This window comes from Streptomyces sp. NPDC007164, assembly GCF_040634135.1.
Lineage (GTDB): Bacteria > Actinomycetota > Actinomycetes > Streptomycetales > Streptomycetaceae > Streptomyces > Streptomyces sanglieri.
In genome coordinates this window covers 12178-32765 of sequence record NZ_JBEYFB010000063.1, presented here as the reverse complement: position 1 = coordinate 32765, position 20588 = coordinate 12178, and the positions used below count along the sequence as shown (strand labels likewise).

Here is a 20588-nt window from a genome sequence, read left to right as displayed (position 1 = left end):
CATCCGACAGTCTTAACTCGGCCTTCGGCCGCCCGGTCCGCGCCATGAGACAAGCCTATACATCTGAACGGAATCCCTGACTCAGGACACTAGCGGTGCTCGACCGCGCCCGCAGGGAGTTCCCCGACTCGGACTCCGTACGCGTCTTCCGCGCGCTGACCCTCAACGACGCCCGGCAGCCGGACGAGGCGGTGGCCGAGTTGCTGACCGTCGTCACCGGGCACGCCGAGGTCACCGACCTCGGGCGGTGGACAGTCGGGCTGCGTGGCCTCGCCCAGTGGCTCGCCGACGGCCGGCCCGAATAGGAAGCAGTTGCCCCGCACCAGGCCGGCGCAGAAGGGCCTTGGCCGGTGGGCGTGTCCGCGACCGGCATGGACACGGCAGTGTCTGATGGGAGATCGGCTTTCTGCAGCGATGAGCGTGGTTGGGAGGGCGAAAGCTTCTTTCTCACTCTGAGTAATGGTCGCTCCGCACGACGACATGGCACACCCGAGGTGCCACACCGATCGTGAAAGTGGGCCGACCTGTGGTTTCACTGATGGGGCTGGCTTCGAGCCTGTGCACGCTCAGCCGTACGCGGCGGTGCACGTTGGCCCGTACGCCGACAACCCTCGTCGTCCACGAGCACAAGCGGCCGGCTCGGCCGCGGCATCGAACGGACGATCCCCCTCCAGCGTGATCAACGTCGAGGATCCTCCCACGCCGCCCGCCAACGTGACAGTGCCCCCGGACGTGCTCCTGCCCGCCTGAAAGAGCCCGAGCTGGTGAGCGAGCGCACTACGCAGCGCACCGACTCCACCCATGTCGTGGCCGCTGTGCGCGACCTGATCCGGGCTGGAACTGGTCACCAAGGCGGTCCGTGCCGCGTTTGAAGAGGGAGCCCGCACAGCCGGACACCTGCTTGTCGGCCTGGTCGACGAGGAGTGGGGACGCCGCTGCGGCCGCCGGTCCACCTGGGCAAGAACCCCACGCGGCCCAAGAACCGGATCCTGGCCGCAGGCAACGATGCCTGCCAACTGTTGGAGCGCCTCAACCAGGACAGATCCAGCTACCGTCCCGGCCCAGCGGCCCAGGCGCTAGATCATCGTGCAGAACTACTGCAGCAACGCGGCAGGACGTCTGAGCTGGCGCACCCCCGAGGACGGCGGATTGCCACCCTCTTCATTGGTGATCGTCTCTCCCTACGGCACCACGGCGCGCTATGTCCGCGACGGCCACATCATCCGCTGGAAGGGCTTCGCCGCTCATCTCACCGAGACGTGCATCGCCGACAGTGTCAACGTGATCACGGACGTGGCCACCACCTCGGCCGCCACCGACGACGGCCAGGCCCTGCCCGGCATCCACGCCCGCTTGGCCCGACGCGCGTTGCCTCTCTGAACACCTGGGCGACGGCGGCTACACCTCCCTGGTCCACCTGGAACGAGCCGCCCCCGAACACCAGGTCACTGTCACCGGGCCGCTGCCGGGCGACCCCACCCGCCAGCACCGCAAGAATGAAGGCTTCGACCGGGACGACTTCCACATCGACTTCGACCGCCGACAGGTCACCTGCCCCCGGGGTCAGGTCAGCGCGGGCTGGCACAGCCCCCTACCCGACCTCCTCACCCGCCGCGCCACCTCTGGTCGTGGCCCGGTTCACCAAGAGCCAGTGCCGTCCCTGCCCGGCTCGCACCCAATGCACCACCACCGCCGACAGCGCCCGAACCGTGGGCTTTCCGCCACGCGAACCCCGCGACCTGCAACTCCATGTCCGTGCTGAGCAGCAGACACCCGACTGGAAGGCCCGCTACGCGGTCCGCTCCGGAGTCGAGGGCACCATCAACGAGTTCGCCCACGGACACGGCATGCGCCGGTGCCGCTACCGAGGGCAGCCGAAAGCCCACCTGCAACACGTACTCACAGCCATCGCCGTGAACATCGAACGACTCAGCCGGTCGGCGACCGAGGATGCCTCTTCACCAAGACCGCCGGCGGCCTTCCAGACCCTCCTGGACCAGCACGGGATACCCCGGCCCAAGTCCTGGGCACCCTCGGCACCTGACCCCGTCCAAGATCCCCGACTGTGAGGATGAGGCGCGGGCGCTGGTCAATGAGAGCCGTCCAGGGCGGCATGGGCCTCAGTGAGTCTGTCGACCGCCGTGTCGAGTACCTCGGGCGGGAGGGTGAAGGGAAGTCGCAGGTAGCCGTCCAGGGCGCCGTCGGGGGAGAAGTGGAAGCCCGGCGTGAGGGCGAGGTTACGCGTGGCCGCCAGGTCGGCCAGCCGCCGGGAGTCGGCGTCGTGGAGTTCGAGCCACAGGGACAGGCCGCCCTGCGGTACCTGGAAGCGGCACCACGGCAGAGCCGACAGCCGCGCGGCCAAGTGGTCCCGCTGGGACCTCAGCTGGGCGCGTCGACGGTCGAGGACCGCCTCCCGGCGTTCCAGGAGCCGGGCGGCGACGAGCCGGTCGAACGGCGAGGGGGCGAGCGCGGCCGCGAGCGGGAGCGCAGCCAGCCGCCGGACGACGTCGGGATGGGCCCGAATCCAGCCCATGCGCAGGCCCGGCCACAGCGACTTGCTCAAGGAACCCACATACACGACGTGCCGGTCACTGGCGCGCCCCGCGACACGCGGCGGCGCGGCGCCCTCGCGCAGGTCCAGGTCTCGCATGGTCTCGTCGAAGACGACCAGGGTGTCGTGGTGGCGCAGCCGCCGTCGCAATTCGGCGCGCTCCTCCTCGCCCATCAGCAGGCCCGTGGGGTTGTGGAAGTCCACGACCAGGTACGTCAGGGAGGGCCGGGCCGCCCTGAGCGTGCGGTCCAGGGCGGGGACGTCCCAGCCGGTGAGGGTGAGAGGTTGGGCGACCAGCCGGGCACCCGCGCCGCGGAACAGGGCGAGCGCGCCCGGATAGGTAGGGGAGTCCAGGACGACCCGGCTGCTCGGCCGCAGGTACGCCGCACTGAGCAGGCTCAAGGCGGCGTCGGCTCCGCTGGTCAGCAGGAGGTGCCTGTCGTCGGTCGGGAGCCCCTGGGCGCCGTAGGCGTCGGCGATGGCTGTGTGCAGCGCCGACGGACGGTCGCCCTCGGCTGAGTCGTGCAGCAGTGCGGCGGGCAGCGTGTCGGTCGCTTCCCTCACGGCCTGGAGCAGTTCGTCGAAGGGTGCCGCGGGCTCCGCGACGGTGAGGTCAAGCGGCGCCCCGTTCTTGCCCGCCTCGCCCCGATCACTGGCCCACGGCGAGAGGCGGTCGTTAAGCCGGGGCGGCAGGGCGACGGTGCTGCCGGAGCCGGTCCGGGTGACGATCAGCTGCTCGGCGCGCAGGATCTGGTAGCTCGCCGCCACGGTGCCCCGCGCGAGACCGAGCTCGACGGCGAGCAGGCGCTCGGCGGGAAGCTGCACCCCGAGCGGAAGCCGGCCGTCGCGGACGGCCTTCTCCACGGCATCGGCCAACCGCCGCGCCAGCGGTCCGTCGCCGCCGCGCCATTCGCCGAGCATCTGGGGGAACTGCGACGCCGGGACGCGCCGCACCGCGCCATTCACGTAGGCCACTTTACCGTAATTGGACCATGACTGGACGGCCGGTCCCGCCTAGCGTCAAGCCGTAACCAGCCACCACTGCACCAACCCTGGAAACCACATGCCCCTGCACTACCGCCATGTCGATGTGTTTGCCGGCAAGGCGTTCACCGGCAACACCCTTGCCGTCTTCCCCGACGACCCCGGCCTGTCCACCGGTCAGCTGCTCGCGATCACCCAGGAGCTCCGGCACTTCGAGACGATCTTCCTGAGCCGCGCGGACGGGAGCGAGGACGTCACCGCCCGGGTGTTCGACCTCTTCGAGGAACTCGACTTCGCCGGGCACCCGGTGCTCGGCGCGGCCGCCGTCCTGCATGAGCGTGACGGTGACCCCAGCCCGCGACGCTGGATGTTCCACCTGGTCGACAGGGCCGTCGAGGTGACCACCCGGCGTACCACCACCGGGTACCACGCGGAACTCGACCAGGGAGCGCCGGAGTTCCTCGCGACCGTGCCGACGGAGGACAGGACGGAGATTGCCGCGGCGCTGAATCTGCCCACTCGGGTACTCGCCGATCTTCCCCTGTGTGTCGTCTCCACCGGCCTGCGCTATCTCATCGTGCCGGTGGTGGCGGGTCTGGCCGAGGCGAGGATCGTCCGCAGCGACTTCGCGGAGCTTGTCGGGCGGTACGGCGCGCAGTTCGCATACGTGCTCGACGTCGAGGCCCTGGAAGGCCGCCACTGGAACAACGACGGTGTCCTGGAGGACGTCGCGACCGGTAGTGCGGCCGGCTGCGTCGGCGCGTATCTGGCCCACAACCGCACCGTGCCCGTCGAGGAGGAGTTCGCGCTGCGGCAGGGGCGCTTCACCGGCCGTCCGAGCCGGCTCACCGTCCTGCCGCAGGGAAGCCCCGACGCGCTGCACAACATCCGGGTCGGCGGCGACGTGACCATGGTGGCCCGGGGAACCCTGGACACCCTGCCCGAGTGAGGACCATTGCCATGCCCAGCTTCCCCCTCTACACGGCCGACCGCATTCGCGCGGTTGTGGACCTCACCGACCTCGGGGAGCCGGTCACCGAAGCCTTCATCGCGTTCAGCACCACCGAAGGCGCCCGGACACCGGTCATGGTGCTGCCCGTCGCCGACGGCGGGGACTCCCACGTCAAGGCCGCCCACCTGCCCGGGGGCCGCCACTTCCTCGTCAAGATCGCCAACTGGTTCCCGGGCAACCGGACGCGCGGCCTGCCGGAAGGCGGCGGGTTCGTCGCACTCTTCGACGCCTCAACCGGCGCCGTCACCGCCCTGCTGGAGGACGAACACCACCTCTCCGACCTCCGCACGGCCGCAGCGGGAGCCGTCTGCGCCCGCGCGATGTCCCGCCCGGACTCGACCCGCGCGACCGTCCTCGGCACCGGCAGGCAGGCCGAACTCCAGGCCCGCGCCCTCACCCTCGTACGTCCCGTCCGGCAAATCCACGTCTGGGGCCGCGATCACCGTCGGGCGACCCCACTCGCCGACCGCCTCGGCCAGGACCTGCCGCACGTCGACGTCACCGCGGTCTCCGATCCGGAGCGGGCCATGCGCCGGTCCGACATCATCGTCACCGCGACGGCCAGCCCCACCCCCGTCCTGCTCGGCTCCTGGCTCCGCGCCGGCCAGCACATCACCGCCCTCGGCGCCGACGACCCGGCCAAGCGCGAGCTCGACGGCACCTGCCTGCACCGCGCCACCCGGGTCATCGTGGACAGCCGCGAGCTCGCCCTCCGCTACGGGGACATCCATGCCGCCATCGCCCGCGGAGAGGTGACGGAGGACCGCATCGACGGCGAGATCGGCGACGTCCTGGCCGGCCGGGTTCCCGGACGGCACACACCGGAGGACATCACGGTCGCCAAGCTCATCGGCATCGGTCCCCAGGACCTCGCCGCTGCCGAGACGGCCCTCGCCCTTCTGGAACGGACCAGCGGATGACCTCCACGCAGCGCCCCGTTCGCATGCGCGTCGCCGCGTCCGCAGACATCGACGCCGTCGTCCGCACGCTGACCACCGCCTTCTTTCACGACCCGCTGTGGGGCCCAGCCTTTCCTGACGTCGAACGGCGCGCGGTCCAGGCCGCTGCCGTGTGGCGGCTGTACGCGACATCGGCGCTGCGCCATCACTGGCTGCTCGTCAGCGAGAACGCGGAGGCCGCAGCCGTATGGATCCCGCCGGGCAGAGAGGAACTGGCCCCCGAAGAAGCAGGAAACCTCGCAAACCTTCTGTGGCAGGCCGCCGGCCCGGAAGTGGCCGAGGCCATCCTGACGATGAGCGACCAATTCGCGGCCGTGCGACCAAGGCAGCCGCATTTCTATCTCACGCTCCTCGGCGTTCACGACCATCACCGGGGCAAGGGACTCGGCATGGCTCTGCTGTCAGAGAGCCTCGCCCGCATCGACGTTCTTGGTGCCCCCGCCTACTTGGAGTCGTCCAATCCGGCGAATCTCCAGCGGTACAAGAGCGTCGGCTTCACTGCCCTGCACCAGATCGCCATCGCCACCGGCCACGTCGTCACCACCATGCGGCGCCCGGCCGCCGACCGCAGCCCAGGGACTGGTGGGCTCGCACCCTGAGGTCTCGTGTATCCCTTGACGCCGAAAGCCCGGTCGCACGTTGAGGGACGTGAGACTGAACTGCGGGCGAGATCCTCGAACTGGCCTTCACGCCGGGCGGGCGTACCGCTCCAGGGAGCGGACGGAGGCGTGGCGGGAGCGGGCCAGCAGCATCAGGGTGGAGGTGCCGTCCTCGGCGTCGTGTGTCAGGGCGCTGTGGCGGAGCAGGTGGAGCGTCCAGCCGTCCAGGTCCTCGATGTCCTCCCGCGCCCATCGAGGAACCTGCCATGACCTCCACCCGGTACACCGTCAACGACGTCATGACGGAGACCGTCGTCACCGTCACGCCCGACACGGAATTCAAGGAGATCGCCGACGCCATGGAGCGGTGGAAGGTCACCGCCGTGCCTGTCGTCGAAGACAGGGGCTCCGTCGTCGGCGTCGTCTCCGAAGCCGACCTGCTCCCGAAGGAGGAGTTCCACGAACACCCGCCCGGCATGATCGACCAGATGCGCCGCCTGGCCCGATAGTCGTCGGAGTGGACGGATCAGAGGGCAGTCTCCGTGCCCTGGACTGGGCCGCGGCAGAATCGGCGCGCTCACGGCTTCCCCTCCGCGTCGTCCACGCGTCGTTGTGGGAGCACTACGAAGGCATGCGTCCCACCTTCGACACCGGGCGTCCGGCCGAGCAGATCCTCGCCGAGCACCTCGTCGCGTCCGCGCAGGAGCGTGTACATCGCCTCCACGCGGAGGTGCGGGTGGTCGCCGACGTACAGCCCGAGGACCCGGTGAACGCGCTGGTGCGCGAGAGCCATGAGGCAGCCCTGGGCGTCCTCGGCTCCCGTGGCCGCGGCCGGATCGCCGGCATGCTTCTGGGTTCCGTGAGTCTCGCCGTCGCGGGCAGGTCCCACTGCCCGGCCGTAGTGATCCCGGCGGCCGCACCGAACGCCCAGCCGAAGCCGGGCCGCGTCGTCGTCGGAATCGGCGACGCCCCAGGTCCCTCGGCTGCCGCCCGTTTCGCACTTGCCCAGGCGGCAGCGCGTCACGGCGAGCTGATCGCCGTACGCGCCTGGCGCTGTCCCGCCCACGAAACCGCGGATCATCCGCTCCTCGCGGGCTCCCCGGCCTCCGCACACCGTCGGCAGGCCGAAGAACACCTCGAAGACGTCCTGGCCGTACTGGAACGGACCGAGTCGGAAACCGATGTCCACCGCTCCGTGGTGCAGGGCCCCGCGCACCAAGTACTCATCGAGGAGGCCGAGGGAGCGGAGCTCCTGGTCGTCGGCGCGCGTCGTGCCGGTGGACATCATGGTCCACGCCTCGGACCGGTGAACCACGCGGTGTTGCACTACGCGTCCTGCCCGCTCGCCGTCGTCCCGGACACCACTGAGGCGGTGCCCCGATGACCTGCAGCCTGGCCGGTGAGGGCAACACCACCACGGATCTCGTCGCCGAGTATTACGCCCAGCCGACCTCGGCAGGCCTCATCATCACGGAGGGCATCCAGCCGTTTTGGGTGGGACAGGGCCACCAGGCCGGGTCCTCCCCGCCGATCCGGGTCGGCCGCATCCGTACCGCCCCGACGCCGATCCGGTTCCACTGCTGCCGGATTGTCGTCGGGCCGACGCGCGGTACCGCCTCCGAGCGAGCCCTGACAGCACGCACCTTCGACCTCGCGGTGTTACAAAGGGCACTGGGTTTAGTCGTTTCGGCCGATTCCGGAGCGCACAGATGCGGTCACTCACGGGCAAGTACCCCCGGAGCCTGGCAGGCCAGGTCTTCGCCCTGCAGGTGGTTGTGGTCGTGCTCCTCGTGGCCACTTCGGTGCTGGCGCTCGTAGTGCAGGCCCGGCACGACGGCAGTACGGAGGCGAGAAACCGCTCCGTCGCCGTCGCGCAGACGTTCGCTCACTCACCGGGCGTCCTGACCGCGCTGAAGGCTCCCGATCCTTCCAGAGTGCTCCAGCCACTCACCGAGGCGGGGCGGAAGGCGGCGGGCGTCGACTTCATCGTGGTGATGGACACGAAAGGGATCCGCTACACGCACCCCCGGCCTGAGCTGATCGGGAAGAGGGTCGTCGCCACCATCGCGCCGGCGCTGGCCGGCCACGTGTACACCGAGACGGTCAACGGCCCGCTCGGCCGCGAGGCGCAGGCGATCGTCCCTGTCCACGATCACGCGCAGGTCGTCGCCCTGGTGGCCGCCGGCATGAAGGTCGAGAAAGTGACCGGAGCGGTGGCACGGCAGATTCCGATCATCCTCGGTGCGGGAGTGATCGCGCTCGGAGTGGCCACGAGCGGGACGGCCCTGGTGACCAGGCGGCTGCGGCGGCAGACCCACCGTCTGGGCCCTGCCGAGATGAGTCGCATGTACGAACATCACGACGCGGTGCTGCACTCCGTGCGCGAAGGCGTGCTCATCGTCAGCAATGACGGTCGGCTGCTGCTGGCCAACGACGAGGCCAGACGGTTGCTGGATCTGCCGCTCGACGCCGAGGGGCGACGCATCCCGGACTTGTCCAGCCTTGATCCCGGCATGGTGGAGCTGCTGATCTCGGGGCGCGCGGCCACGGACGAAGTGCACCTCGTGGGGGGCCGACTGCTCGCGGTGAACCAGCGGCCCACGGATCGTCACGGTGGCTCCCGGGGGACGGTCGCGACCTTGCGTGACTCCACAGAACTGCGGGTGCTGTCCGGCAGGGCGGAGAACGCCCGCGAGCGGCTGAGCCTGCTGTACGACGCGGGCCTCGGTATCGGTACCACGCTCGATGTGGTACGCACGGCCGACGAACTGACCGAGATCGTGGTCCCCCGGCTCGCCGACTTCGCCACCGTCGATCTGGCCGAACCGGTCCTCCACGGTGACGAGCCGACCAGTACGGACACGGACATGCGCCGCACCGCTGTACGCGGCATCCGGGACAACCATCCCCTGTACAAAGTCGGCCGGCTGATCAACTTTCTCCCCTCCACACCACAGGCACGGGCCTTCACCACCGGCCGGCCGGAGCTGGTGCCCGACCTGTCCGCCGCGCCCGGCTGGCTCGCCCAGGACCCGGAGCGGACGCGGACGATCGTCGATTACGGTGTCCATTCGCTCATCACGGTGCCCCTCCAGGCACGGGGCGTCATCCTGGGCATGGCCAACTTCTGGCGCTCCGAGAAGCCCCGGCCGTTCGAGGAAGACGACCTGTCCCTGGCCGAGGAACTGGTCGCACGGGCGGCCGTCAGCATCGACAATGCCCGCCGCTACACCCGTGAGCACGCCATGGCCGTGACTCTGCAACGCAGCCTGCTCCCGCGGGCCCTGCCCGAACAGAGCGCGCTCGACGTCGCCCATCGCTACCTGCCCGCACTCTCCGGGGTGAGCGGCGACTGGTTCGACGTGATCCCGCTCCCGGGCAGCCGGGTGGCGCTGGTCGTCGGGGATGTCGTCGGCCACGGCCTGCACGCCGCCGCAACCATGGGACGACTACGCACGGCCGTGCACAACTTCTCCACACTCGACCTGCCACCCGACGAGATCCTCCGCCACCTCGACGACCTGATCGCGCGCATCGACCAGGAGGAGGCGGAATCCGGCGCCGACGCGGGAATCATCGGAGCCACCTGCCTGTACGCGATCTACGATCCTGTCGCCCGCCGCTGCACCATGGCCCGGGCCGGGCATCCCCTGCCCGCGCTGGTCAGGCCCGACGGCAGTGTGACGTTCCCCGACCTGCCGGCCGGCCCGCCCCTGGGCCTGGGCGGTATGCCGTTCGAGACGGCGGAACTGGAAGTGGCGGAAGGCACGCAGTTCATCCTCTACACCGATGGGCTCATCGAGGACCGCACCCGAGACATCGACGTGGGTATCGAGTTGCTGCGTGAGACCCTGGCGCGCCACCCCGACCGGTCGCCGGAGGAGAGCTGTCAGGCGGTCCTCGACGCGCTCCTGCCGAATCGGCCGAAGGACGATGTGGCGCTGCTCATCGCCCGGACACAGGCGATCCCGCCCGACCGTGTCGCCGACTGGGACGTGCCGTTCGATCCTGCCGCCGTGGCGGGAATGCGTGCTGCGGTGGCAGAGCAAGTCGACGACTGGGGCCTGTCGGAGCTTGCGTTCGCCACGGAACTGCTGCTCAGCGAGTTGATCACCAACGCCATCCGCTACGGCTCCGCGCCAGTCACCGTACGACTGCTGTACGACCGCACCCTGACCTGCGAGGTGGCCGACAGCAGCAGCACCTCGCCCCATCTGCGCGATGCCGCCGCGATGGACGAAGGGGGCCGCGGTCTGTTCCTCGTGGCACAGCTGGCCGAGCGCTGGGGCACCCGTTACACCCCCCAGGGAAAGGTCATCTGGGCGGAGATGTCGTTGCCCCGGCCCGGCGGGAGCACGGAAGGCACGGCGCGGTCGGACGTCCCCGGCACGGAACTCTGACCGCTGGATCGGCAAGTCCCCGAAAAGAGCGCTTCCTCGCCCCGGCACGGTGGCCGGGACAACGGCCGTCGTACGACCCACGCCGACAGCCACGGACACTGCGGCACCCACACACCGTGTGAGCAGCCGCTCCCTGCCCATCCCCAGCGGTCTCGTTCTGGCGTTCTGCCGGATCGTGGGCCAGGCGTCCGGAAAAGGTTCTTCAAGCAATCAAGGATGGGGTACGAGGACGACCGGACAGTGCGCGTGGTGCAGGACCGCATGCGTCACATGACCCAGCGGAGAGCCAATGGAGTGCGAACGCCGGCGGGATCCGATGACGATCACGTCGGCGCCGGCGGTCGCCGCCACCAGCACTTCGGAGACGGACCCGGCACGAACGACGTGTTCGCTCACCGTGAGCTCCGGGAACTCCTCACGCACGGGCGCGACGAGCCGGGCAGTCGCTGTCGCCTGATCCGCGGCAAGCCGGTCCACACCATCGAACATCGTCGCCATGCTGCCGACGTTCTCAAAGAAGACCCATGCGCTGAGCACCCGCAGCGAAGGCACCTTCCCGCGCGGCCAGAGCGGCGGCGACACGCAGTGCTTCCTCATCACGCTCGTCCCGTGCCGCGGCCAGCACGACACCTGCGGGTTCCCGGTCGTCACCGCTCGGCACGACGACGACCGGGACGGGGAGCGCGCGGCCACCCGGAGCGAGTCCGAACCAACCAGCAAGGACGTGAATCCACCGCGTCCACGGGAGCCCACGACGATCGTGGCATCGGAACCGGCTTCGCCGAGCAGGCACGCTGCCGGCTCGTTCTCGCACACGGCCGTCGTCACAGAGACGGCGGGATCAAGTCGGCGTGCGAGTGCGACAGCCTCATCCAGCACGCCTTCCGCAAAGCCGTAGATCTGCCGACCGTCCTCCTGGGAGAGGTACGGTCCGCCGTGGCCCGTCCCGGTTGCGTACACGATCCGCAGCGGCCGACCGCGAGCAGCCGCCTCGCCCACAGCCCACCGCACCGCCCGCGTCGCATGGTCGGAGCCATCGGTGCCGACCACGACTGGTCCCATCATGGTCACGCTCGAGCGAGTGCTGTCCATGGTCTCTCCTCGGAGTTGCGTGTGCCGATCCGCTAGCGATTTCGGAACTGTTCGGACAGTTCGGCTTCCACCTCGTCCCATTCCTTCTCCCACCCCCGGTACCTGATGGTGTCCACCAGCTTCGTGAAGACCTTCCACACTGCGGTGAACAGTCCCGTCGCCAGCGCGAAAGTCACTGTTGCCGTCATCCACGCGGATGCAACGGCCTCGCCCGGTGTCGCGGGTCCCCTGCTGGTGGCCGCACCTTGAGGAGTGGTCCAGATCGGGACCATGGAACCGGCCGGGCTGCCCGCCCAGACACTGACCACCGCCGTGCGCACATGGCCGTCGGGCTGTGTCCAGCGGACAGGGGCGCGCACCAACGACTGTGCTCTGACATCCACTGCGGGGCCGCCGGAGTCGGAAACGAGCCGGGCTTCGACTCTCGTCGTATCGGAGAGGGCGGCAGCACGACGGATCTCGGCATCGCGCACCGCACGGCCCGTAGCGGCCGATGCCAAGGGTGCCGCCAGCAGGAAGACCACAACCATGAGGACTCTGCCCCAGCGCTGGATCCGGTCCGAGACACGGACCGGCAGCCTCTGCGTGCTGGACCCCCGGGGTCCTCGCCCGGCTCCAGGGGACACTTCTCCAGTCATGATCCGGCCTCACTCGCCTGCTGCTGCGCCGCCCCTTGCCCGTAGCGCAACGCGAAGCACGGGCAGGAGCGGGTGTCATCATCCTGTACGCCCCGTGCGGCCTGCGGCATGGGCTGAGCGGGGGTGCGGTACCAGGCCGGTCGGCCCAAGCGTCAGGCGCCCCGGGCAACTCACGATGGAGTGGGTGAGGAGCACTCAGTGGATGATGACCGTTCGCACCGACTGGCCGAGCGTCCCTCCGCAAGCACGCATATCGTTCGTAACGGGCGGGCGGTACACGCCGTCGGCCAGGAACGGAGGCTCCATGTCAACGGCCAGGAGTCTCCTCGACGCGGTCCCGCCCGAGAGCCGGGCCCGCTTGCTCGACGAAGCGGCCTGCGAAGTACCGCTGGTTCTCGACGCACGGCTCTTCGAGGAAGGCAGAAAGGCGGACCGCTTCTGGGTCATTCGCTCCGGACAGGTAGAGGTCGACCTGCATGTGCCCGGCCGTCGTGCGGCGGTCGTCGAGACATTGGGACGGGACGATCTGCTGGGCTGGTCCTGGCTGTTCACCCCGCACGTCTGGCACCTGGGGGCGCATGTGATCCAGGCGGGTCACGCCGTGGAATTCGACGCCGCCGCCGTCCGCTCACTGTGCGAGGCCGATGCGGTGCTGGGCCGGGCGGTGTACAAGTTCGTCGCGGAGACCGTGGCGGAGCGCCTGTACGGAACACGGAAACGGCTGCTGCAGTTGTACGGCCCCCGGGCAGAGGCCCCCTGAGGCCTGACCGGACCGGAGAACGGGACCGTTCGACCCTGGCGCGGTCCGCCTGTACGAGCGGACGATGGCGAGGTGGGACTGCGCACCCCTTGGAGCCGAGGAGGGCCACCATGAGCGACAACACGGGGTTCTCGGCGCAGAATCCGATCCGTGTGTTCCTGCTGGACGACCATGAGGTGGTCCGGCGCGGCGTGCAGGATCTGCTCGGGGCATGACCCAGATACGCCAGAAACCCGCCACGAGATGATCTTGAGCTGCTGAGCGTCTTACCCCGTCACCCGTACGGCCCAGTGTCGTTGGTGGTGATGTTGGATTTCGTCTGGGGCGGGGTGGGTTATGACCTCATTCGAGAGGACCGCGTATCCGCGGTTCAAGCGGCTGATCACCGCGCATGAGCTGCATCTGTTCTTCGCGCCGAGCCGTGACGAGGTCGAGTGGGCAGCAGCCCGCACCGACTGCGACGAGCACCTCCTGGCCCAGCTGCTCACGCTGAAGTCGTACCAGCGGATGGGGTGCTTTCCGAAGCTGGAGGAGATCCCGGAGACCGTGGTCGACTTCGTGCGCCGCGCGGTCGATCTGCCGGAGGGCACGGTGGCGAAGGCCGCGAACCGTACGGCGGAGCGGCAGCGGACCGCCGTACGCCGGCGTACGGGCCTGACGTACGACAAGGCGGAGGCCCGGAAGATCGCCGAGGCGGTGATGCGGAGCGAGGCCGCGGCGAAGAACCGCCCGGCCGATCTCATCAACATCGCGTTGGAGAAGGTCGTGGAGGCCGGGCTGGAGCTGCCGGGCTTCACGACGCTGGACGCGCTCGCGGCGAAGGTCCGTACCGAGGTGAACGCCTCGATCTGCACGGGCGTCTACGACCGGCTCGGCGAGGCCGACCGGGATCGGCTGCTGGCGCTGCTGTCGGAGAAGGACGCTTCCGGCACCACGAAGTTCAACCGGCTGAAGCAGTCGGCGAAGGCGCCGACGTGGTCGCACTTCCGCGCCCAGGCCGAGCACCTGGGGTGGGTGGACGAGCTGGGTGAGACCGGGGTGTGGCTGGCCGGTGTCGCCTCGGGGAAGATCGCGGACTTCGCCGGTGAGGCGGACGCCGCGGACGCGCCGGGGCTGCGGGACTACGGCCTGGTGAAGCGACTCGCGCTGCTGGTGTGCCTGGTGCACAAGGCACGGATGCGGGCCAGGGACGACCTGACGACGATGTTCTGCAAGCGGATCGCGTTGCAGGTCAAGCGGGCCAAGGCGCAGCTGGAGGAGATCCGGGAGCAGCGGCAGGCCCTCGTGGAGTCGCTGATCGGGAATTACCGCACGGTGCTCCGGCACATCGACGCCGACAGCCCTGTCCAGGCCGCGCGGGAGACGGCGGCGACGTTGACCGCCGAGGTCCTGGCGGCGGTCGGGGAACTCGACCAGGACGCCGCACCGGACATGGTCGCGGCCCGGCTCGGTGGCGGGCTCGCGCCCGCGCTGCACTCGATGGCGAAGGCCCTGCGCGTGCAGGCCGGTGCCCTGGGAGCGCCGGCTGCGGCGGTGGACGGCTTCGGCGGGTTCGAGGGGCAGTACGAGCGGATCGAGAAGGTCTCCGCCCATCACGGCAACTTCTGGGAGGTGCTGCTGTACGGGCACCTGCTCAAGGACCGCTCCACGATGTACGACCTGACCAGCCGCCTTCAGCTGCGGGCGACCTCCGAGGACAACCGCGTCCTGGACGCGCTCGCGCACGCCCGCCACCACAAGAACCTGCGCGACTTCATCCCCGAGCGGCACGAGGACGGCCGTCCGGTCGACATCTCGTTCGCCACGCTGAACTGGCAGAAGGCCGTGCGGGACAAGAACCGGCCCGGCGCCTTCGTGCGCAAGCACTTCGAGGCCATGGTGTTCACCGCGCTCGCCGAGGAACTGCGCACCGGAGACGTCGCTGTGGCCGGCTCGGAGGAGTACGCCGACTGGTCCGAGCAGCTGCTTTCGTGGGAGGACATCGAGGGCAAGCTCGACGACTACCTTGTGGAGGTCGGCCTCGCCGAGCCCGGCGAGGCAGCGCCGTACGACGGCGTGTCCTTCCGGCGGCAGCTGGAGGACAAGTTCACCGAGGCCGCCGCGGCGGCGGATGCCGGGTACCCGGACAACGAGGGCCTGGTCATCGACCCCGAGACCGGCGTTCCCTCGTTCAAGGCCCACCGCTCCGAGGGGCAGCGGCCCTCGGCGAAGGCGCTGGAGCAGGAGATCAAGGCGCGGATGCCGGAGCGCTCCCTGCTCGGGATCATCTCCCGCACGGCGTACTGGGTGGACTGGTGGCGCCGCTTCGGGCCGGCCTCCGGCAACGAGCCGAAGCTGAAGGACCCCTTCGGCCGCTACGTGATCACGACGTTCGTGAAGGGCACGAACATGGGCCCCTACGAGGCCGCCCGGCACATCCCGGGCGTGAGCGGGCACGAGCTGTCGCTGGCCGCGAACCGGCACTTCTCCATCCAGACGCTGAACGAGGCGATCGCCGACCTGGTCAACGCGCACGCCCGCCTCGACATCACACAGGCGTGGGGCGACGGCTCTACGGTCGCGGCGGACGGCACCCACATGGACACCTACCTCAACAACCTGCTGTCCGAGACCTCCGTGCGCTACGGCAAGCCGGGCGGCATCGCCTACCACCACATCTCCGACACCTACATCGCGCTGTTCACGCACTTCATCCCGTGCGGGGTGTGGGAGGCCGTCTACATCATCGAGGGCCTGCTGAAGAACACGTCCGAGGTGAAGCCGACCACGGTGCACGCCGATACGCAGGGCCAGTCGTTCCCTGTCTTCGCACTCGCCCACCTCCTGGGCTTCGACCTGATGCCCAGGATCAGGAACTGGAAGGACCTGACCTTCTACCGGCCCACGAAGCGGACCGAGTACGTGCACATCGACGCCCTGTTCGGCGAGAGTGGCCGCAACTCAATCGACTTCGACCTGATCGAGTCCCAGTTCCGGCACCTGATGCGCGTGGCCGTCTCCGTGCGCGAGGGCACGATCTCCTCCACACTGCTGCTGCGGCGCCTGCGCTCCGGCTCACGCAAGAACGCCACCTACACCGCCTTCCGCGAGGTCGGCCGCGTCATCCGCACCGTCCAGCTGCTGCGCTACCTCTCCGACGCCCCGCTGCGCCGGCGGGTGACCGCCGCCACCAACAAGGTCGAGGCGTTCAACGGCTTCTCCCAGTGGATCGGCTTCGGCAACGGCGGCGTCATCGCCGACAACGACCCCGTCGAGCAGGAGAAGACCGCGAAGTTCAACGCGCTGCTCACGAACGCGGTGATCTTCCACAACGCCCTGGACATCGCCGAGATCGTGCGCCGGCTCCAGGAGGAGGGCCATGCCGTCGACCCCGAGGACCTGGCCCACATCTCGCCATACCTGACCGAGCACATTCGCCGCTTCGGCGAATACTCCACCCACGAACTCGGCCTTGTACCCGAGGCGTACGCCCCTCACCTCGACGTCGACTTCAGCCCACTGCGCGGCGACGCCCCGCCCGCGCCCGACGGCTACGGCCAGGCCGCCTGATGCCGGGCGCCCCCTTACGGGACCCGGACGCCGCCGGGGACGACGAAGGAGAGGGGTGACGGGGAGACCCTCGGTGGCGTCCATGGCCTAGGCCGTGCCAGAGTTAGGGACGGGCTCGAAGAGCCCCGTGCACGACGAAGGCCCCCACAGACGGCCAATCTGGACAGGGGCCCCGCCGTTCTTACTGGCAGCCATCGGCTACCTGGCGTGTCAGCACCAGGGGCCGGTGGCCTGCTGGGCATAGTCCCAGAGGCGCCACGACCAGTAGGTGGCCTTCGCGAGCCCCGCCACGATCGCCGGAGCGATCAGGAAGGCCCAGGCCCACCACGGGTACGGCCGGCGGAAGAAGCGCCACAACAGAGGCCGGCCGAACCAGGTCCTGATCTGGTCCAGGTGCCCGACGTCCCCACGGATCGTGCCGTCCGCCAGGCCAGCCGAGGCCCGCGCAAGGACGAACCCGGACAGCGCGTCGGTCTCGAACCGCTCCAGTTCCTCTGCCGACGCGGGCGCCCAGTGCTCGCGCAGGTCCCGTACGACTGCCAGCGCCGCCAACCCGAGCCTCCTCGCCTTCGGCCCGACTGCGGATCGGTCGGACACGGTGAGAACGCTTCAAGAATCCGAAGTTACGTCACGAGACCACAGAGCACACGAAGGAGGAACAACCCCCTGGCCGCGGGGGCAGGGACTCGGCGGGGCTCAGGGGAACTCACGGGATGTCGCACAGAACAAGTCCCCAGCACACATGGCGTGTTGGCCGCGGTCACAGGGCTCGTTGCCGCAAGGCGCCAAGCGACCTCCGGATGACTGAGCTACGGGGGGAGGGCACCGCTGGTCCCGGCGAACCTGCGCGGCTGACTATCCCGCGCACTCCGACGGTCGTTGTCAGTGCGGCCCCATAACTTTGGGGCCATGGTGGAAAGATCTGATCACGTGTCCCGGGATGTGACTGGCTCGCAGGGGCTGGCTTCTTGGCGGGCGGACTGGACGTGCGGTTCCGGGTCGGACCCTCGGCTGCTGCGCTGCTTCAAGGGTCACGACGCCCCCGTGGTCGCGGTGGCGACGGCGGTTGTCGACGGGCGTCCGTTTGTCGTCTCGGCGAGCCGTGACGCGACGATGTGTATCTGGGACCTGGCGACGGGGGAACGGCTGCATACGCTGACGGCAGCTCCTCCCGACCCCATGTCGTTGTTGTCGCCCGAGTTGGTGGCCGTGGCCACGGTGGTGGTCGACGGGCAACCCCTGGTCCTCACGTGCCACGAGGACGGGACCGCGAGGCTGTGGGATCTGGAGACGGGACGTTCTGCGGGCGAACTGGTCCTGGGGTTGGCGCGGTGGGATATGGACGGTAGGCACGTGGTGCTGGCCATCGGGGCGGACCGGACCCTGGGTGTGTGGGACCAGGCCACCGGCAGCCGACTGGGCGTGTTCCCCTGGATGGTGGGCATAGGGGAGCTGGATGGACGCAAGGTCGTTGTCACCTCTCCACCGGACCATCCAGCGCAGGTGTGGGACCTGGCCACCGGCCGCGAGGTCGGCGAGTGCCTGCTGGCCGAGGGACCCTGGACACTCGAAGGGCGGCACTTCGCCGTAACCGGTGAGGAGGGCCAGGCACCCCGTGTGTGGGATCTGGACCGCCACGTGCTTCTGGCAGCCGACCCGCAGGAGTTGCTGGCGGATGCCGAGTGCGATGCCGAATTGTCAGCCCTGACGGTTGTCGGCGGGCGGGTCGTGGTCCTCAGCTTCCGCTACGAGGAGGCACCGCAAGTGGTCGGAGACCTGGCTCCCATTGCTTTTCCCGACGGCCCGTCCGAGACCCTGATCCTGGAAGAACGCAGTGTGGCGCTCGTCGTGAGCGCGGACCAGACACTGCGCTTCTGGAACCTGCCGACGAGCCCCATAGGCCCTGACGGTACGCGGAGCATCCGCAGCATCCCTTTGGAAGCCGCTGAGGGGAAAGGGCTGATCAATGCCGACCCGGAAAACCGGGCTGGTCTGTGGACCCTGGTCTCCGCCCGAACGAACGGCCTGCTCGCCACCGAGCTGCGCCGGGGAATCGGGGCAGGGGTCGCTTCCCGGAGCCTGGTGCTGGAAGACCTGCCCGTCTCCCTCATCGCCGAATCGGACGGCACCATCACGGTGCGGCACGCGCGCAGCCTGTCACCTGCGGGCAGTGCGCTGACCGGTCACACCGATCGGGTGTGGGCCATCGACAGCGCTCCGGTCGGGACGCGAACCCTGGCGGTCACGACCTCCCGCGACCGCACCGTACGCGTCTGGGATCTCGCCACCGGCGAACAGGAGGGTGAGCCCCTCACCGGGCACACCGGCCAGGTGTGGGACGTCGCCACCACCGTTGTGGACGGACGTTGCGTCGCCGTCACCGCAGGGGAGGACCACACAGTGCGCACCTGGGACCTCACCGCTGCCCGAGGGGACGGCGGCCGACTGCGTGCCGGACACACCGAATCAGTCCTGGCGGTCGCCACTGCGGTCGTTGACGGCGTCCCCGTGGTCGTTACCGCAGGCGCCGACCACACCGTGCGCACCTGGGACCTGACCACCGGCTCGCGGGCCTCCGACTCCCTGAGCGCAGAGGTGTCCGCCATGACGACGGCGGTGGTGGGCGGACACGCGGTCGTCGTCACGGCCGCTCCCGACGCCACCCTGCACATCCTGGAGCTCGCCACCGGCCGACCGGTCCACCGCCCGTTTCCCAGCGGCCACGGCAGAGTCCTGGCCATCGCCTCGACTGCCCTGGACGGCCTGCCCGTCGCCCTCACCGCAGGCAGTGACCGCGTCGTGCGCGTCTGGGACCTCACCACCGGACAGCCCCTGGTCGCACCTCTCACTGGTCACTCCAGCCGTGTTACCACCGTCGCCACCGCGGTTCTCGGCGGACGGCCCGTGATGGTGACAGGCAGCTGGGACAAGACGGTGCGACTGTGGGACCTTCCCACTGGCCGACAGCTCGGTGAACCCCTGATCGGCCACACCGACTGGGTGACCGCCGTGGCCACTGCCACCTTGGGCGGAGCTCCCATCGCGATCAGCAAGGGCCGGGATTGGACGGTACGCCTGTGGAACCTGTCCACGGGGCAGCAGATCGGCAATGCCCAGGCCGTCGAGTCAGGCTCCGGCAATTCGCTGGCGGTCTCCGCGATGGCCGATGGACGGCTCGTCGCGGCCTTCGCCGATGACCACACCGTGCGGTTCCGCGATCTCACCGCAGGGTGCCCGGCCGGTTCCGAACACCTGCTCCCTTTCCCTGTGCACTCACTCGCCGCGGCACCAGGCGGGCGCTTCGTGGTTGGGTTCGGTTGTGAGGTCGCGGTGCTGTCGAGGACATCCTGACAAGGCCCTGTTCTCCCGAAGCTACGGCGAAGTGACAAGTAGCTCTCTGTACTTCGAGTGTGGACTCCCGGATGTTCTCTCGCTCGGTCTCCGCCATCGCGGCGAAGAACGCGAACAGCAGCTTGCCCGGACCGGTGGGGTCGTAGATGCCCGGCAGGGGCCCGGCGAGCATCTCCAAGACCAGGCCGTGGGCGGTGAGGTGGTCGGCGAACGCGGTGAGTTCGGCAGCGTCGCGGCCGAGGCGCTTCATCTCGTACACGGTGAAGATGGGGTGGGGCCGGAATACGAGCGAAACGTGCCACGGCCTGGTCCCGTTGCTGGTGGAGGCTAGCGTGGGGCGCCTTGATAGGGATCGTTAGGATTCTGTCGTTCTGGCCCCCTGTGATCTTCGAGGTGTGTGTTGACATCGATCGACCGCACTGCCTACCCGAGGTGTGACTGGATAGCTGGTCACCGGCAGTCGAGTTGATCTCGACGCCCGGTTTCGTGATCATTGGTCTCATGTCCCAGGCCGCGCCGTTTCCCAGCTACGAGGAACTCGCTGCGCTGGTCGTCGAGTTGCGGAGCGGGTTGGCCCAGGCGCGGGCCCGGATCGCGGACCTGGAAGCCCAGCTGGCCCAGAACTCCACGAACTCCTCGAAGCCCCCGTCCTCGGACGGCCTGGCCAAACCCGCCCCGAAGTCGCTGCGCGGG

General features: G+C 69.3%; 16 protein-coding genes and 5 pseudogenes. 16 read left to right on the top strand and 5 right to left on the bottom strand.

Annotation, left to right across the window (positions count from 1 at the left end):
- The first annotated feature begins 95 nt into the window (after window positions 1-95).
- From ABZ622_RS37660 to ABZ622_RS37650, 3 genes are all read left to right on the top strand, one after another.
- Window positions 96-305 carry a hypothetical protein gene (locus ABZ622_RS37660; RefSeq protein WP_360551187.1) on the top strand — a complete coding sequence of 70 codons (210 nt, stop codon included), beginning with the start codon at window positions 96-98 and terminating at the stop codon, window positions 303-305.
- A 781-nt stretch (window positions 306-1086) separates the two neighbouring features.
- On the top strand, window positions 1087-1380 hold the full coding sequence (locus tag ABZ622_RS37655) for a hypothetical protein (protein ID WP_360551185.1): 294 nt from the start codon (window positions 1087-1089) through the stop codon (window positions 1378-1380).
- A gap of 116 nt (window positions 1381-1496) precedes the next feature.
- A complete protein-coding gene (locus ABZ622_RS37650) occupies window positions 1497-2069 on the top strand; it encodes a transposase (RefSeq protein WP_360551183.1) in 573 nt (190 codons plus the stop codon).
- 20 nt (window positions 2070-2089) lie between these two features.
- On the opposite strand, the gene ABZ622_RS37645 is transcribed toward ABZ622_RS37650, so the two are convergent.
- Window positions 2090-3526 (bottom strand): PLP-dependent aminotransferase family protein, encoded by a 1437-nt coding sequence (locus ABZ622_RS37645; protein WP_360551181.1) that lies wholly within the window; start codon window positions 3524-3526, stop codon window positions 2090-2092.
- A gap of 88 nt (window positions 3527-3614) precedes the next feature.
- Here ABZ622_RS37645 and ABZ622_RS37640 point away from each other — a divergent pair, with 88 nt between their 5' ends.
- From ABZ622_RS37640 to ABZ622_RS37610, 7 genes and pseudogenes are all read left to right on the top strand, one after another.
- Entirely contained in the window at window positions 3615-4484 is an 870-nt protein-coding gene (locus ABZ622_RS37640; RefSeq protein ID WP_360551179.1) for a PhzF family phenazine biosynthesis protein, read from the top strand.
- An 11-nt stretch (window positions 4485-4495) separates the two neighbouring features.
- Window positions 4496-5467, top strand: a complete 972-nt coding sequence (locus ABZ622_RS37635) for an ornithine cyclodeaminase family protein (RefSeq protein WP_360551177.1) — start codon at window positions 4496-4498, stop codon at window positions 5465-5467.
- Entirely contained in the window at window positions 5464-6105 is a 642-nt protein-coding gene (locus ABZ622_RS37630; protein ID WP_360551175.1) for a GNAT family N-acetyltransferase, read from the top strand. Before ABZ622_RS37635 ends, ABZ622_RS37630 begins: the two co-directional genes overlap by 4 nt.
- A gap of 266 nt (window positions 6106-6371) precedes the next feature.
- Complete coding sequence (locus ABZ622_RS37625) at window positions 6372-6614, top strand: CBS domain-containing protein (RefSeq protein WP_360551173.1); 243 nt, start codon at window positions 6372-6374, stop codon at window positions 6612-6614.
- A gap of 8 nt (window positions 6615-6622) precedes the next feature.
- Window positions 6623-7489 carry a universal stress protein gene (locus ABZ622_RS37620; RefSeq protein WP_360551171.1) on the top strand — a complete coding sequence of 289 codons (867 nt, stop codon included), beginning with the start codon at window positions 6623-6625 and terminating at the stop codon, window positions 7487-7489.
- Window positions 7480-7614, top strand: a pseudogene (locus ABZ622_RS37615) (alkene reductase); the annotation flags it as partial. The gene ABZ622_RS37620 and the pseudogene ABZ622_RS37615, both read left to right, overlap by 10 nt.
- Window positions 7615-7814: 200 nt before the next feature.
- Window positions 7815-10505 (top strand): SpoIIE family protein phosphatase, encoded by a 2691-nt coding sequence (locus ABZ622_RS37610; protein WP_360551169.1) that lies wholly within the window; start codon window positions 7815-7817, stop codon window positions 10503-10505.
- Window positions 10506-10715: 210 nt separating this feature from the next.
- Here ABZ622_RS37610 and ABZ622_RS37605 read toward each other — a convergent pair whose 3' ends face one another.
- Both ABZ622_RS37605 and ABZ622_RS37600 read right to left on the bottom strand, forming a co-directional pair.
- A complete protein-coding gene (locus ABZ622_RS37605) occupies window positions 10716-11597 on the bottom strand; it encodes a universal stress protein (protein ID WP_360551167.1) in 882 nt (293 codons plus the stop codon).
- Window positions 11598-11629: 32 nt separating this feature from the next.
- Window positions 11630-12127: a hypothetical protein gene (locus ABZ622_RS37600; RefSeq protein ID WP_360551165.1), complete on the bottom strand. Its 498-nt coding sequence runs from the start codon at window positions 12125-12127 to the stop codon at window positions 11630-11632.
- A 412-nt stretch (window positions 12128-12539) separates the two neighbouring features.
- Between ABZ622_RS37600 and ABZ622_RS37595 the strand changes: the two genes are divergently transcribed.
- From ABZ622_RS37595 to ABZ622_RS37585, 3 genes and pseudogenes are all read left to right on the top strand, one after another.
- Window positions 12540-12995: a cyclic nucleotide-binding domain-containing protein gene (locus ABZ622_RS37595; protein ID WP_360551163.1), complete on the top strand. Its 456-nt coding sequence runs from the start codon at window positions 12540-12542 to the stop codon at window positions 12993-12995.
- 110 nt (window positions 12996-13105) lie between these two features.
- A pseudogene (locus tag ABZ622_RS37590) lies at window positions 13106-13207 on the top strand (DNA-binding response regulator); the annotation flags it as partial.
- A gap of 124 nt (window positions 13208-13331) precedes the next feature.
- The gene (locus ABZ622_RS37585; RefSeq protein WP_360551161.1) at window positions 13332-16544 is read left to right on the top strand and encodes a Tn3 family transposase; all 3213 of its coding nucleotides are present in this window, start codon (window positions 13332-13334) and stop codon (window positions 16542-16544) included.
- Between the two features lie 210 nt (window positions 16545-16754).
- On the opposite strand, the gene ABZ622_RS37580 is transcribed toward ABZ622_RS37585, so the two are convergent.
- On the bottom strand, window positions 16755-17096 hold the full coding sequence (locus tag ABZ622_RS37580) for a hypothetical protein (protein ID WP_360551159.1): 342 nt from the start codon (window positions 17094-17096) through the stop codon (window positions 16755-16757).
- A gap of 357 nt (window positions 17097-17453) precedes the next feature.
- On the opposite strand from ABZ622_RS37580, the pseudogene ABZ622_RS37575 reads away from it, so the two are divergent.
- Together ABZ622_RS37575 and ABZ622_RS37570 are read left to right on the top strand one after the other, a co-directional pair.
- Window positions 17454-17660, top strand: a pseudogene (locus ABZ622_RS37575) (hypothetical protein); the annotation flags it as partial.
- Window positions 17661-17723: 63 nt separating this feature from the next.
- Window positions 17724-19895, top strand: coding sequence for a WD40 repeat domain-containing protein (locus ABZ622_RS37570; protein ID WP_360551189.1), 2172 nt, complete (start codon window positions 17724-17726; stop codon window positions 19893-19895).
- A gap of 52 nt (window positions 19896-19947) precedes the next feature.
- On the opposite strand, the pseudogene ABZ622_RS37565 reads toward ABZ622_RS37570, so the two are convergent.
- Window positions 19948-20163 (bottom strand): annotated as a pseudogene (locus ABZ622_RS37565) (recombinase family protein); the annotation flags it as partial.
- 233 nt (window positions 20164-20396) lie between these two features.
- On the opposite strand from ABZ622_RS37565, the pseudogene ABZ622_RS37560 reads away from it, so the two are divergent.
- A pseudogene (locus tag ABZ622_RS37560) lies at window positions 20397-20573 on the top strand (DUF6444 domain-containing protein); the annotation flags it as partial.
- Window positions 20574-20588: the final 15 nt, after the last annotated feature.

Bases quoted from the DNA above. Each gene is read 5' to 3' on its own strand.
- ABZ622_RS37650 (WP_360551183.1), top strand. From the start codon at position 1,497: ATGAAGGCTTCGACCGGGACGACTTCCACATCGACTTCGACCGCCGAC.
- ABZ622_RS37640 (WP_360551179.1), top strand. From the start codon at position 3,615: ATGCCCCTGCACTACCGCCATGTCGATGTGTTTGCCGGCAAGGCGTTC.
- ABZ622_RS37635 (WP_360551177.1), top strand. From the start codon at position 4,496: ATGCCCAGCTTCCCCCTCTACACGGCCGACCGCATTCGCGCGGTTGTG.
- ABZ622_RS37630 (WP_360551175.1), top strand. From the start codon at position 5,464: ATGACCTCCACGCAGCGCCCCGTTCGCATGCGCGTCGCCGCGTCCGCA.
- ABZ622_RS37625 (WP_360551173.1), top strand. From the start codon at position 6,372: ATGACCTCCACCCGGTACACCGTCAACGACGTCATGACGGAGACCGTC.
- ABZ622_RS37610 (WP_360551169.1), top strand. From the start codon at position 7,815: ATGCGGTCACTCACGGGCAAGTACCCCCGGAGCCTGGCAGGCCAGGTC.
- ABZ622_RS37605 (WP_360551167.1), bottom strand. From the start codon at position 11,597: ATGGACAGCACTCGCTCGAGCGTGACCATGATGGGACCAGTCGTGGTC.
- ABZ622_RS37600 (WP_360551165.1), bottom strand. From the start codon at position 12,127: ATGGTTGTGGTCTTCCTGCTGGCGGCACCCTTGGCATCGGCCGCTACG.
- ABZ622_RS37595 (WP_360551163.1), top strand. From the start codon at position 12,540: ATGTCAACGGCCAGGAGTCTCCTCGACGCGGTCCCGCCCGAGAGCCGG.
- ABZ622_RS37585 (WP_360551161.1), top strand. From the start codon at position 13,332: ATGACCTCATTCGAGAGGACCGCGTATCCGCGGTTCAAGCGGCTGATC.
- ABZ622_RS37570 (WP_360551189.1), top strand. From the start codon at position 17,724: ATGTCGTTGTTGTCGCCCGAGTTGGTGGCCGTGGCCACGGTGGTGGTC.